General features: G+C 37.6%; 12 protein-coding genes and 1 pseudogene. 11 read left to right on the forward strand and 2 right to left on the reverse strand.

The features are described from left to right. Positions 1-17 precede the first annotated feature (17 nt). The 3 genes from N824_RS24955 (at position 18) to N824_RS24965 (ending at position 2,794) form a co-directional block, all read left to right on the forward strand. Positions 18-1,046: a cell wall metabolism sensor histidine kinase WalK gene (locus N824_RS24955; protein ID WP_048907831.1), complete on the forward strand. Its 1,029-nt coding sequence runs from the start codon at positions 18-20 to the stop codon at positions 1,044-1,046. An 84-nt stretch (positions 1,047-1,130) separates the two neighbouring features. Next, complete coding sequence (locus tag N824_RS24960; RefSeq protein WP_048907832.1) at positions 1,131-1,772, forward strand: DUF47 domain-containing protein; 642 nt, start codon at positions 1,131-1,133, stop codon at positions 1,770-1,772. A gap of 11 nt (positions 1,773-1,783) precedes the next feature. Next, entirely contained in the window at positions 1,784-2,794 is a 1,011-nt protein-coding gene (locus N824_RS24965; protein ID WP_048907833.1) for an inorganic phosphate transporter, read from the forward strand. On the opposite strand, the gene N824_RS24970 is transcribed toward N824_RS24965, so the two are convergent. Beyond that, positions 2,791-3,141 (reverse strand): hypothetical protein, encoded by a 351-nt coding sequence (locus tag N824_RS24970; RefSeq protein WP_048907834.1) that lies wholly within the window; start codon positions 3,139-3,141, stop codon positions 2,791-2,793. The two genes, N824_RS24965 and N824_RS24970, sit on opposite strands and share 4 nt — an antisense overlap. 747 nt (positions 3,142-3,888) lie before the next feature. Then, positions 3,889-4,467, reverse strand: coding sequence for an RNA polymerase sigma factor (locus N824_RS24980; protein WP_048907836.1), 579 nt, complete (start codon positions 4,465-4,467; stop codon positions 3,889-3,891). A 98-nt stretch (positions 4,468-4,565) separates the two neighbouring features. Between N824_RS24980 and N824_RS24985 the strand changes: the two genes are divergently transcribed. From N824_RS24985 to N824_RS25020, 8 genes and pseudogenes are all read left to right on the forward strand, one after another. Further along, a complete protein-coding gene (locus tag N824_RS24985; RefSeq protein ID WP_048907837.1) occupies positions 4,566-6,461 on the forward strand; it encodes a von Willebrand factor type A domain-containing protein in 1,896 nt (631 codons plus the stop codon). Next, positions 6,448-7,182: a DUF4197 domain-containing protein gene (locus N824_RS24990; RefSeq protein WP_048907838.1), complete on the forward strand. Its 735-nt coding sequence runs from the start codon at positions 6,448-6,450 to the stop codon at positions 7,180-7,182. Before N824_RS24985 ends, N824_RS24990 begins: the two co-directional genes overlap by 14 nt. Before the next feature lie 90 nt (positions 7,183-7,272). Then, positions 7,273-8,109, forward strand: a complete 837-nt coding sequence (locus N824_RS24995; protein ID WP_048907839.1) for a M23 family metallopeptidase — start codon at positions 7,273-7,275, stop codon at positions 8,107-8,109. Further along, a complete protein-coding gene (locus N824_RS25000; RefSeq protein WP_048907840.1) occupies positions 8,109-8,495 on the forward strand; it encodes a polymer-forming cytoskeletal protein in 387 nt (128 codons plus the stop codon). The genes N824_RS24995 and N824_RS25000 overlap by 1 nt, the downstream gene beginning before the upstream one ends. A gap of 55 nt (positions 8,496-8,550) precedes the next feature. Further along, positions 8,551-9,783 (forward strand): DEAD/DEAH box helicase, encoded by a 1,233-nt coding sequence (locus N824_RS25005; protein WP_048907841.1) that lies wholly within the window; start codon positions 8,551-8,553, stop codon positions 9,781-9,783. Between the two features lie 46 nt (positions 9,784-9,829). Then, complete coding sequence (locus tag N824_RS25010) at positions 9,830-11,110, forward strand: replication-associated recombination protein A (RefSeq protein WP_048907842.1); 1,281 nt, start codon at positions 9,830-9,832, stop codon at positions 11,108-11,110. Between the two features lies 1 nt (position 11,111). After that, positions 11,112-12,584: pseudogene (locus tag N824_RS25015) on the forward strand (DUF5687 family protein). 2 nt (positions 12,585-12,586) lie between these two features. Next, positions 12,587-13,285, forward strand: coding sequence for an ABC transporter ATP-binding protein (locus N824_RS25020; protein WP_084498447.1), 699 nt, complete (start codon positions 12,587-12,589; stop codon positions 13,283-13,285). Positions 13,286-13,594 lie beyond the last annotated feature (309 nt).

Consider the following 13,594-nt stretch of genomic DNA (forward strand, 5'->3'; position numbering starts at 1 on the left):
TTAATTTGAGTAAAAGAATGAAATTAAGTGTATTAGTTTTAATTGCAGCATTAGCAGTTGGTATTTCGATAGGTCTTGTAAATTTCTACTTTCAGCATAGCTGGTATTTTATGCTGATGTCTTTTGGCGTGTCGTTTTTAACATGTTTCATTGTTTTCTACTACCTCCTCGAAAAATACATCTACTCTAAAATAGTTCTTATATATAAGCTTATTCACAATTTAAAATTGGGCAAGGACCTTAAAGATGCCCTTGGAGAATATGTAAGCTCTGATCCAATTAACGATGTTGAACAAGAAGTTAAAGAATGGGCAGGGGCAAAAAAGCGTGAAATTGATGTTTTAAAGAAACAGGAACAATTCAGAAGAGAATTCCTGTCTAACGTTTCACATGAGTTTAAAACGCCTCTTTTTGCCATACAGGGCTATATAGATACCTTGCAGGATTGCCTAGTAGATGATCCTGAGATGGCTGCAAAATTTTTAACAAAGGCAGGTAAGAATGTCGAAAGGTTAAGTTATTTAATTAACGATCTTGACTCTATCTCCAAATTAGAAACAGGCGAGATTCCAATTAACTATGAGAAATTTGACTTTGTACTGCTGGCTAAGGAGGTAATGGAAGGTCTAGAAGACAAAGCAAAACTCAGAGAGATTACACTGTCATTTAAAGAAAAATATACCCACGCTGCATTTGTTAATGCGGATAGAGAAAAAATCAGACAGGTTATGATTAACCTGATCCAGAATTCACTAAAATACGGCAGAGAACATGGTGGTTCAACCGCTATAAAAATCTTTGAACTTCATGACCAGTATCTGATCGAGGTAACTGATGATGGGATTGGCATTGACGAAAAACACCTACCCCGCTTATTTGAGCGTTTTTATAGAATTGATTCGCACAGATCAAGAGAAGAAGGTGGTACCGGACTTGGATTGGCTATTGTAAAACACATACTTGAGGCCCATCAGCAAATCATATCTGTAAGAAGTACTTTACAGATCGGAACAACATTTGCCTTTACACTTGAAAAGGTTGGCTAATCATAATTCGCTTAGTTAAAAAAACTTAACACTTAACATTAACTTAACATTGTACTCATACTTTTGTAGCATATTTTATAAAAGATGAATAGTATTTTTAAGTTCTTCACCCCTAAAGACAAAAAGTTCCAACCGCTATTTGAACAGGCTGGAAGTAACGTATTGAAAATTTCTGAAGCTCTATTGCTGGCATTAAGTGCAACCGATACAGAAAAAAGAAAAGAATACATTAAGGAAGTTGAGCGTTTAGAGCACGTAGGTGACGACATTACCCACTCGATTTTCCTTGAACTTAGCAAGAACTTCATCACTCCTTTCGATAGGGAAGATATCCATGCGCTGGCCAGTGCAGTTGATGATATTGCAGATTACATTCATGCCTCGGCTAGTAACATTGAATTATACAATGTTAAAAATGTTGGCGATGCAATGATCAAACTTGCTGAGCTATTGGTAGAAATGTGTACCGATTTGGATAAAGCAATTAAAGAATTAAGAAGTTTTAAAAATATTCGTGTTATCGCTGATGCCTGTGTAAGGATTAACAGCGGCGAAAATCAGGCTGACTATGTTTGCAATTTAGCAATTGCACGTTTGTTTGAATTTGAAACCAACGCAATTGAATTGATCAAACAAAAAGAGGTTCTTCAAACTCTTGAAATGGCTACTGATAAATGTGAAGATGCGGCTAATGTGCTGGAATCTATTTTGGTAAAGAACGCTTAAACCTTCAAAAAATGGTAACTACCTTATTGGTTGTTGTAATCATCCTGGCAATAGGATTCGATTATATAAATGGCTTTCACGATGCAGCAAATTCAATTGCTACCATCGTTTCTACAAAAGTGCTTTCTCCTTTTCAGGCAGTGCTATGGGCAGCAGTATTTAACTTTGCCGCCTATTTTTACTTTACAGATCATAAAGTGGCTAATACTATAGCCAAAACTGTTGTCGAGAATTTTATAACACTTGAGGTTATCCTGGCAGGTCTTATCGCTGCCATTACCTGGAATCTTTTTACCTGGTGGTTTGGTATCCCTTCAAGTTCTTCGCATACCTTAATTGGTGGTTTTGCTGGAGCTGGTATGGCAAAAGCAGCTACAGTAGGTGCAAGCGTGATGTCGGCCATTAACCTTGCTCCAATTTTAAAAGTTGTTGCGTTTATAGTTCTGGCACCGGTTATTGGTATGGTGATATCGGTTATTATATCCATTATCATTTTACACATATCTAAAAATGCCCGGCCTTCTGTAGCTGAGAAATGGTTTAAAAGACTACAGCTGATCTCTTCAGCTGCATTAAGCTTTACTCATGGTGGTAATGATGCTCAAAAAGTAATGGGGATCATTTATGTTTCTATGGTTGCGGCAAATGTATTACACACCGGAGATGCAATGCCTGAATGGATTCCTATTTCGTGTTATGCTGCAATTGCATTAGGTACCATGAGTGGTGGATGGAAAATTGTAAAAACAATGGGTTCTAAAATCACTAAAGTAAATGCTTTTGAGGGTGTAGCGGCAGAATCTGCAGGTGCAGTAACCTTAGGTATTACAGAACACTTTGGTATCCCGGTTTCTACAACCCACACCATTACAGGTTCAATTGTAGGTGTTGGTTTATTAAAAAGAGTATCGGCAGTACGCTGGGGAGTTACCGTTAGCTTACTTTGGGCATGGGTATTGACTATTCCGGTTTCTGCAACACTAGCTGCAATTGTTTACGGAATTATACATTTGTTTTTTTAATACTCAATTGTAAGAAATACGATCGGATGTGCAGTGTCCTGCACATCCCAATCTGACCCGATTTGTATCAGGCGAATAACCTCCTCATCGAATCTTTCTGAAAAGCCGCGTATCACGGCAACATTTATAGGCCTGAGATCTTTTATTTCAAACCTGAATTCAGCAGACTGGCCTTTCTTCGCATCTGCTATATAGCTGTTTTTTTCTGTCAGATAACTATTGAACTTTGACCATCCAATTGCTGGATAAGGCGTTCTAGATGATTTTGTTGATACCCCTTGCGCAAACTGATTTACAACGGCAACTGGAATATCATTAGTATCTTTACTGTCGATTGTGAATCTCACCGCTGCAGGATTATCATAATCTGCCTTAATACTTGACAGTCCTCTTATTCTCAGGGTGCCTTTTACTCCAGGTGCACCTAAGGCTTGCTTAGTAGTTTTTTTCCCGTAAGCAGCAACARSAWSKTCAWNNTTAATGCGGCGCTTGAATCATTTGACACCCTTGCAGCTGAAGCCGGCGCAGCTGCTACAGTTGCCTCAGCAATCGGCGTTGGTTCAGTACTGTTTGCTATGGATTTTGATTTAGCCTTTGAATTGGCAGCATAGCTATTGGTCTTGGCTGCTTTTATTGCTTTATCAATTTCAGTAGAGGCTTTATCTGCACTTTCGGTTTTAAGTGTTGCTACAGCATCTGCATTTTCGATCACACTATCACTACTCGGTTTTGGAGCTATGTTTACATCAATCTTTTTAGGTCTTTTAGATGCCATCTCCTGATAATTCACCTGTTTCATCCAGAAAATAATTCCAACAGATATAAATATGACAGCAGCCGCAGCGGCAATACTTAGGCGTTGCCAGGTTATTACTGTTGCTTTTTTGGCAGAATGATGCTCAGCAACACGTTCATGTAATTGCTTTTGAAGCAAAGAAAGGGATTCAAGAGATCGCTTAGGCGACATGCTTAAGCCAGCCAATGCTTCTGCCACAAAAGGATCTTCGAGCGCTTCACGCTCAACCCTGTTCATAGTCTTTGCATCAAGCTTACCATCAAGATAATCTTCTAAAACTCCTATATCTAACCAATCGTTATTCACCACTATTCTTTTCTATACAAATTTTTAAGTTCCTTTTACCGTTCTGGATATAGCTCTTAACTTTTAACATATCGTAACCGGTAATATCTGCTACTTCTTTATAACATTTCTCTTGCAAATAGAACAAGTCTACACTTACACGTTGTTCTTCGGGAAGCGTTTCCATACACTTTTCCATAACGGTAAGTTTCGTCTCTTTTGTATCATCAATATCAAGATGCACAAAATCTGTGTTTTCCACAAAAGTATCTTCTAATGAAACGGTTGTATTTTTTGAATTCTTACGAAGGGCCATTAAGCAATGGTTACGAGATAATACATGTAACCAACTTTTAAAGTTCTGTACTTCGTGAATTTTGAGCTTAACAACAAGTTCTTCGAAAATCTGCATTACTGCATCTTTACTTTGCTCCTCGTCTTTTAAATAGTTTAAACACACACCAAATACTAGGTGCATATACTTGTTATAAAGTATACCCAATGGTTCCAGATCACCGCTTTGCCTATAGCGTGTAATTAAAGCAGCGTCGTCCTGCTCCTGGATTTTGGCGTTATTCTTTATGAACTTCAAAGGGTCTTTCAGGTATAATTTTCTCAAGTATNNNNWTRYTYYTMGWMWYTGGTGTGGAATTTCTGCAAAGCTTACATCATTTAGAAAAACAGACGATTATGAAAAAGCTATTGTTACCAATATTTATTGTTTTACTGTTTACCGCATTCAAAGCTCCCAGAAATTCGGTTAAGACCATTAGGGGAATAGTGACTGACAGAAATGACAAAACACCTCTCGCGGGAGTTACTGTGTTTTCATATGACAAAAAGATTAGTGCATCAACTAATAAAAGTGGGTTTTATACCATTTCAGTTCCGGAAAACGAACAAACTTTAACATTTGAATATATAGGCTATAAACCTTTAACGTTAAAAATTAACGGTACTGTTTTAAATGTTAAATTGGAAAACGAGAGTGCCTCTTTGAAAGAAGAAGTTATAGTAGGTTATGACAAAAAGGCAATGGCAGCTCCGGGATTAAGAGGAGCGGTTCATATAAGAGGCATCAGTCAATCGACCGTTGTAATGAACTCGTTACCCGTTAATGAATCATCAGAATCTTATGCTTCAATTAACGAAAATCAATTCAGAAACGCCATAAAAAACCCACTTTCAACATTCTCTATTGACGTAGATGCTGCATCATATACCAACATACGTCGGTTTATCAACAATGGCGGTCTACCTCCTGCTGATGCTGTAAGAATAGAAGAAATGGTAAATTATTTTGACTACGATTATCCACAGCCAAAAGGTAAAGATCCCATTAATATTGTAACGGAAATAGCTGATGCTCCCTGGAACACAATGCATAAACTGGTAAAGATTGGCTTACAGGGCCGTAAAATTTCTACTGAGAAATTGCCTGCTTCGAATTTGGTTTTCCTTATTGATGTGTCTGGATCAATGGCCCAGGCAAATAAACTTCCTTTACTCGTGTCGTCATTTAAATTATTAACTGAACAGCTTAGATCTTCAGATAAAGTAGCCATTGTAGTTTATGCTGGTAACGCGGGTTTGGTTTTACCATCTACTCCTGGCGATCAGAAGATCAAAATTAAAGATGCACTGGATAAACTTAGTGCAGGTGGATCGACAGCTGGCGGGCAAGGTATTGAACTGGCTTATAAGGTGGCTTCAGAAAATTTCATAAAAGGCGGAAACAACAGGGTGATTTTAGCTACCGATGGTGATTTTAATGTGGGTGCATCGAGTGATGATGATATGGAAAAGCTCATTGAGAAAAAACGCAAAAGCGGAATCTTTTTAACCACTCTTGGCTACGGAATGGGAAATTACAAGGATAGTAAAATGGAAGTGCTTGCAAATAAAGGGAATGGGAACTATGCCTATATAGACAATATCACCGAAGCAAGGAAAGTTTTAGTAAATGAATTTGGCGGAACATTATTTACCATAGCTAAAGATGTAAAGTTACAAATAGAATTTAATCCATCGAGAGTACAATCCTACAGATTAATTGGCTATGAAAACCGTATGCTAAAAGCCAAAGACTTTAATGATGATCAGAAGGACGCAGGTGAACTTGGCTCTGGCCATACAGTAACGGCATTGTATGAAGTTGTACCTGTTGGTGTAACGAGCATTTTTTCGGGTAGTATTGATGATTTGAAATACCAGAAAAACGACAAACCTGTTATTTCGGGAAATAATAAGGAATTGTTAACTGTTAAACTTCGTTATAAACAACCAGATGGGAATGCGAGCAAGCTAATTGAACAACCAGTAATTGACAATAGAATTCCCTTTCACAAAACCTCTAACAACTTTAGGTTTAGTGCTGCGGTTGCGGAATTTGGGATGTTGCTAAGGGAATCCGATTTCCGTCAGAACTCAAACTTTGATCAGGTAATCCGTAATGCCCAAAAAGCGATGGGGAATGATAATGAAGGCTATAGGTCTGAATTCATCAAATTAGCTAAATCAGCAAAATTATTGGCCAAAGATTTGCTAAGTTTGGAGGACAAGACAGCATTGAATGAAAAAAAATAAAATTTATCTACTAGCATTAGCGGCCATAACATTAAGCAGTTGTGATGTACAGAGCCAGGCTCAAATTGGAAAGATATTAAATCAGGTCCAAACAGGCGGTACTCCAACAACAAGTGAAATGGGCTTAGGAATTAAGCAAGCTTTGGAATTGGGCACATCGCATGGTGCAGATTTGCTTTCAGCAAAGGATGGGTTTTTAGGCAATATGGCCGTTAAGATCCTTTTTCCTCCTGAAGCACAAAAAGTAGAGAAAACACTTCGCAGTGTTGGCTTAGGTTCTCTTGCAGATAATGTAATTACCAGCTTAAACCGTGCAGCAGAGGATGCAGCCAAAGAAGCTAAACCAATATTCATATCTGCAATAAAACAAATGACTATTGCTGATGCTACTAACATCCTTTTTGGAAGCAAAGATGCTGCAACTAACTATTTTAAAAGAGTAACTACAGCTCAACTGATGGAAAAATTTAAGCCTGTTATTACAACAAGTTTGAATAAGGTTGGTGCAACAAAATATTGGGGTGATGCTGCCAATCAATATAATAAAATTCCTTTGGTAAAACCGGTATCTACAGACCTTTCAGACTATGTAGCACAGAAAGCCATAGACGGGATGTTTATACAGGTTGCCCAGGAAGAACTGAAGATTAGAGACAATATAGCAGCCAGATCTACCCTTCTGTTACAGAAAGTATTCGGTTACGCCGAAAAGAAAAAGTAACATTAATGTCTTTGCCAATTTATATGGATGCTTTTATATAAACCTGAAAATGATATATTTGCATCCGTACAAATTTTAAATTCTTAAATTATGGCAAGGAAGAAGGATAGAACAACCATCATCTTTGTAGACAACAATCAAAACTCCAATAAGCCAATACAGGTTCCAAGCAGCTATATTTTACATTGGAAAAAATATGTATTTGGACTATTGGGTACTTTTGTTTTTTTGCTGGGAATGATAATCTATCTGTCATACAACATGACATTAGTTGAATCATCAAAAGAACTCCTGAGCAAACAATTACAGGCGAATAAAAAAGAAGCTACAACTCTAGATACTTCTGCATTAAAAAAACACTACGAGTCGATCGACAAGAAGTTGCTTACTATAAATAAATTTCTAAAAGCAAGAGGTCTAAAAACCATTGTTAAAAACGAAGGCGGTGAAGGGAATTCTGATATTCTTTCGGTTGAGGAAATTGGTAAGTTCTATGAAGGATACCTTAATAAGATGATTGACTATGTTGCTTTTACCCCAATGGGTTATCCTCATTTCGGGGCCATTACTTCTGGTTATGGCCATCGTGAAAACCCCTTTACCGGCGAAAATGTAGAGACACATAAAGGATTAGATTTTAGAGGAAAACGAGGTGAGATAGTTAAAAGTACAGCAAGCGGAAAGGTAACCTATGCTGGCCGAAGAGGAGGATATGGCAATTGTATTGTGATCAATCATGGTAATGGATTTGAGACCTATTATGGTCATTTGTCAAGGATATTAATTAGCGAAGGAGCGCAGGTAAAAGCAGGCGATGACATAGGAAAAATTGGTTCTACAGGCAGGTCTACAGGTCCGCATTTACATTACGAAATCCATAAGAACGGTAAAATAATCAATCCCAGATCTTTTTTAACACTAGAATAATGTTTAAGAAAACCAAACAGTCTCAGATACCAGACATCAATCAACAGGAAATTTCGACATTAATAGGCGACGGTTTTGTTGTTACAGGAGAGCTTACAGGAACATCGGTTATAAGAATTGACGGCAAGGTAACAGGAAATGTAAAAACTGGAAATGGCATTATTTTGGGCGAAAAGGGCATTATTGTAGGTGATATTGAAACTACCTCGGCAATTATTTACGGAACGGTAAACGGAAAAGTAAAGGTTAGCCAACTTGAAATTAAAAAAACAGGGAGAGTAAACGGTGATATTAAAACTGAAACACTGGAGATAGAATTCGGTGCGCAATACAATGGAAATTTGGAGATGAAAAAGCTAATTCAGGTTGAAGAGAAAACCGTTTGATGTGTGGCAGAAAAAGGTTACTTTTATACGGATAATGCAAACAACATAAAGTATATTGGATTTTAAAGATTTTAATTTTAACCCTGATTTATTTGAAGGGTTATCAGCAATGGGTTTTCGTGATGCCACACCTATTCAGCAACAGGCAATTCCTTTAATATTAAGCAAAAAAGATTTAATTGCCTGTGCGCAAACAGGAACTGGAAAGACCGGAGCCTACCTGTTGCCAATCATGAATATGATTGCTGGAACAGAAGAACGTCACAACAATACTTTGATCCTTGCTCCTACACGTGAGCTTGCTCAACAAATAGATTTACAGGTTGAAGCCCTTTCTTACTTCACAAACATCAGTTCTTTAACTGTATATGGCGGCGGTGACGGGATTGCCTATGAACAACAAAAGAGGTCTATGCGGGAAGGAGTGGATATTATTATTGCAACTCCTGGTCGTCTGATTTCTCATCTTTCATCTGGTGTTTTAAAGCTGGATCAACTGCAACATTTGGTATTGGATGAAGCAGACAGGATGCTTGACATGGGGTTTTATGATGACATTATGCGCATTGTAAGCTATCTTCCGGAGAATAGGCAAACCGTAATGTTTTCTGCAACTATGCCTCCAAAAATCAGGAAGCTGGCGGGAACACTGCTAAAACACCCTGAACAGATTAACATAGCCTTATCCAAGCCAGCCGAAGGGATATCACAACAGGTTTATCTGATACATGATGAACAAAAAGTGCCTTTGCTTTCCTCTATTTTAAAAACAGATGAGTATAAGAGCATTATTGTTTTTGCATCGACAAAAGAAAAGGTAAAAAACCTGGGTAAAGTTTTTAGAAATTTGGGACTGAAAGCTGAAGCTTTTCATTCGGATCTTGGTCAAAAGGAAAGAGAAAGTATATTACTAAAATTCAAAAACAGACAACTACCTATAATAATTGGTACAGATGTTCTAAGTCGTGGTATTGATGTAGAAGGAATTGATCTGGTAATTAACTTTGATGTACCTCATGATGCGGAGGACTATGTACACCGTATTGGCAGAACAGCCAGGGCAGCAACTAAAGGCACTGCAATTACTCTGGTTAATAACAGGGACAAACGTAAACTGGCAAGCATTGAAAAACTGATCGAAAAACAAATCGAAAGAATGACTTTACCAGAACATCTTGGTGAAGCCCCTCTGGAAAGTGCAGCTGAATCTTCAGAAAGACCTATGCGTCAAGATAAACCAAAACGTAAATTCTGGAAGAAAAAGCCTGCTAAAAACACAGGATCGTAGTATAAAACTATGATATTTTAAACTGGGGTTTTGTATCTTTACTTTTATGCAAAACCTCCCTCCTTTAGCTGAACGCATGCGTCCGCAAAATTTGGACGAATATGTCGGCCAGAAACATTTAGTAGGGCCTGATGCCGTACTAAGAAAGGCCATACAAAGCGGACAGCTACCCTCAATGATTTTTTGGGGCCCTCCCGGTGTTGGTAAAACTACCCTGGCGTATATCATTTCTCAAACACTTGATCGTCCTTTCTTTAATCTTAGTGCTATAAATTCCGGAGTAAAAGATATAAGAGATGTTATAGATAGAGCCGCCCAACTCAAAAACAGTTTAATGGGCTTACCCATCTTGTTTATTGATGAGATCCATCGCTTTAGCAAATCACAACAAGACAGTTTGCTGGGAGCAGTGGAACGTGGCCTGGTAACGCTAATAGGAGCCACAACAGAAAACCCTTCTTTTGAGGTAATCTCAGCCTTGCTTTCCAGATGCCAGGTTTATATTTTAAAAGCGTTGGATGAAGACGAACTTTCTGGATTATTACAGACAGCGATTAAAAAGGATGTTGCTTTAAAAGAAAAGAAGATCACCATTAAAGAGCATGAAGCATTGATCAGGTTATCTGGTGGAGATGCAAGAAAGTTGTTAAATGTTTTGGAGATTGCAGTTAACGGAATTGGCGGTAATAAATTAACGTTGAACAATGAAAACGTTCTGGCTCATGCACAACAGAATCTTGCTTTGTATGATAAGGCTGGTGAACAACACTACGACATTATATCGGCTTTTATTAAATCTATAAGAGGTAGTGATCCAAATGCAGCTGTGTACTGGTTGGCCAGAATGATAGAAGGTGGCGAAGATCCTTTGTTTATTGCCAGAAGGCTCCTGATCCTTTCATCAGAGGATATAGGCAATGCCAATCCAAACGCATTGTTACTTGCAAACAATTGCTTTCAGGCAGTAAATGTGATAGGATATCCTGAGGCCAGGATTATCCTCTCTCAAGCGGTCACCTATCTGGCGTCTTCGGTAAAAAGCAATGCTTCTTACGATGCAATAAATAAAGCTCAGGCTTTGGTGAAACAAACAGGCAACTTACCAGTCCCATTACATATCAGGAACGCACCAACTAAGCTGATGAAGAACATTGGCTACGGTAAAGACTATCAATATTCACACGCTTATGAGGGAAATTTCTCTGCGCAGGAATACCTTCCGGAAGAAATAAGCGGAACCAAATTATATGACCCCGGTAAAAATCCGGCTGAGGAAAAATTAAGAGAAAAACTAAAACAGAACTGGAAAAACAAATACAATTATTAATATGCTCATCACTTTTCTACATCATCAATGGAAAGCCTTTTGGCGCTCTAAGAATAAAGGGGGGTCCATTGCTGCACAAATTTTTATTGGCTTTATCCTTCTGTATTTGCTTGCAGTAGCAGTAATTGCCGGACTTAGCCTCGAGATTCTGATTGAAAAATCCTTCCCTGGAAAAGATATTTTCGTTGTATTTAATGGCTTTATTTTATACTATTTTGCTATTGAAATGATGATGAGGCTTCAGTTACAGGATTTACCCACGCTCAGTATCATACCTTACCTACACCTTAAAATTTCAAAACAAACCATAGTTAACTTCTTAAATGCAAGGGCATTATTCTCTGCTTTTAATATCCTGCCATTATTCTTATTCGTTCCCTTTTGTGTAACCGCAATAGCCGATGTGCATGGTTCATTTGTAGCAACAATGTATATTGTTTCTATTATTTCCCTTACACTCTTCAATAATTACGCAGCACTTTACATTAAGAGAATGAGCATATCCAACTTAAAGGTTATCCCTATTATGCTCGCCTCGATTCTGATACTTGGCTTGCTAGAGTATTTTAGAGTGTTTTCTATTTCAGCAATATCAAATCGCATATTTAATGTGATTGCTTCACATCCTTTAGTTGCCCTGGGGTTTAGTGGGATTGMSCTARKAWYRKWWSWKSKTMRYKYMRGSWATCTTCGTAATAACTTATATACAGAGGAGTTAAGTAAAAATGAGGAGAAAAAAACGAGTACGGATTACCCTATCCTCGGTCGTTTTGGAGAAATAGGCACTCTAGTTGCCCTAGAGCTAAAATTAATTCTTAGACATAAAAGGACGCGATCTAGCCTCATTATGTGTGTGATCTTTGTTTTTTATGGCTTTCTTTTTTATAAGAAAGATTTTTTAAAGAATGATAATTTTGCCGCCATGCTGTTTGCTGCTGTTTTTATGACTGGCAGTGTAATTAGTATTTATGGTCAGTTTATGTTTGGCTGGCAAGCCGCTCATTTTGATGGGTTATTGGTTAACAAAATTGACTTTAGGAAATTCATTAAAGCTAAATTTTTACTATTCACTGTAATGTCCAGTTTTACCACATTGATCATAAGTCTTTACGGGTTTATCAGCTGGAAGATTTTGGCCGTTCAGTTTGCCGCCTATTTGTATAATATTGGGATTGGAACTATAATAGTACTCTATTTTGCAACCCGAAACTATAGGGCAATAGACCTGACTAAAGCTGCAACATTTAATTTTCAGGGAGTAGGTGCAAGTCAGTGGGTTTTAGGATTACCTTATTTCCTGCTACCTTATGTAATATTCTTACCTTTCTTCTTTGTAGATCGTCCTTATTGGGGACTTGCTGCGTTGGGAGCATTAGGAGCTGCTGCACTATTAACCCGCGAATTTTGGGTAACCTTTTTAGTGAATCAATTTAATAAGAGAAAATATAACATTGCCGAAGGCTTTAGAGAATAACCATGATGCTAGAAATTTCAAATCTAAAAAAGATATACGGGAATAAAACCGTCGTAAATATTGAGCAATTACAGATCAATGCCGGAGAAACCATCGGCCTGGTAGGAAATAACGGAGCAGGAAAAACAACGCTATTCCGAATGCTACTTGATCTGATTCGCCCAAATGCAGGTCAAATCCTATCCAAAGGAGAGAATGTTGCAAAACATGATAAATGGAAAGACTACACAGCATCTTACCTTGATGAGGGTTTTCTGATAGATTATTTAACTGCCGAAGAGTATTTTACTTTTATTGGAGGCCTGCATAACTTTAGCCCGGCCCATGTAATGGATTATCTAAATCAATACATTGAATTCTTTAATGATGAAATCCTTAATAAAGGCAAATACATCCGCGATTTTTCAAAAGGCAATCAAAATAAGATCGGCATTGCCGCAGCGCTTATGCAAAACCCTGAACTGCTAATATTGGATGAGCCTTTTGCTAATCTTGACCCCACTACTCAAATTCGGCTAAAATCATTAATTAAAAATTTGAAGCAGGAGCATAAAATGACAACGCTAATATCCAGTCACGACTTAAATCACGTTACAGACGTTTGTGACAGGATTATTCTTTTAGAAAAAGGCCTGGTAATTAAAGATTTTCTTACAGATGAAAACACTTTGAAAGAATTAGAAGAATATTTTTCAGAATAATAGGTGGTTGTACTGAATTTTGGTCGCTTTCATACAAATTAAAATACGCCATTGTCCTTTTGTAACATTTATGTTTGCAAAAATTGACGGTGCAGGACAATAAAAATAAGAAACAATAAAACTGGCATTAGGTTTGAGTTAGGGTCAAAGTAAAACAAACAATTATATTATGATTACTTCAAAATTTAAAATAGCAACATTTAGTATCGCTCTTTCTCTTGGTGCAATGGCATTTCAAGGTTGCGATAGTTTAACAAAAACACAAAAAGGAGCYRSTMTTNKMSCTRCANGMSGSTSKTSYGATYKKTG

The organism is Pedobacter sp. V48, from assembly GCF_000523515.1.
Classification (GTDB): Bacteria; Bacteroidota; Bacteroidia; order Sphingobacteriales; family Sphingobacteriaceae; genus Pedobacter.

Coding starts and splice junctions, on each gene's coding strand:
- N824_RS24985 (WP_048907837.1), top strand. CDS start 4,566: ATGAAAAAGCTATTGTTACCAATATTTATTGTTTTACTGTTTACCGCA.
- N824_RS24955 (WP_048907831.1), top strand. CDS start 18: ATGAAATTAAGTGTATTAGTTTTAATTGCAGCATTAGCAGTTGGTATT.
- N824_RS24965 (WP_048907833.1), top strand. CDS start 1,784: ATGGTAACTACCTTATTGGTTGTTGTAATCATCCTGGCAATAGGATTC.
- N824_RS24995 (WP_048907839.1), top strand. CDS start 7,273: ATGGCAAGGAAGAAGGATAGAACAACCATCATCTTTGTAGACAACAAT.
- N824_RS25020 (WP_084498447.1), top strand. CDS start 12,587: ATGATGCTAGAAATTTCAAATCTAAAAAAGATATACGGGAATAAAACC.
- N824_RS24990 (WP_048907838.1), top strand. CDS start 6,448: ATGAAAAAAAATAAAATTTATCTACTAGCATTAGCGGCCATAACATTA.
- N824_RS25000 (WP_048907840.1), top strand. CDS start 8,109: ATGTTTAAGAAAACCAAACAGTCTCAGATACCAGACATCAATCAACAG.
- N824_RS25010 (WP_048907842.1), top strand. CDS start 9,830: ATGCAAAACCTCCCTCCTTTAGCTGAACGCATGCGTCCGCAAAATTTG.
- N824_RS24960 (WP_048907832.1), top strand. CDS start 1,131: ATGAATAGTATTTTTAAGTTCTTCACCCCTAAAGACAAAAAGTTCCAA.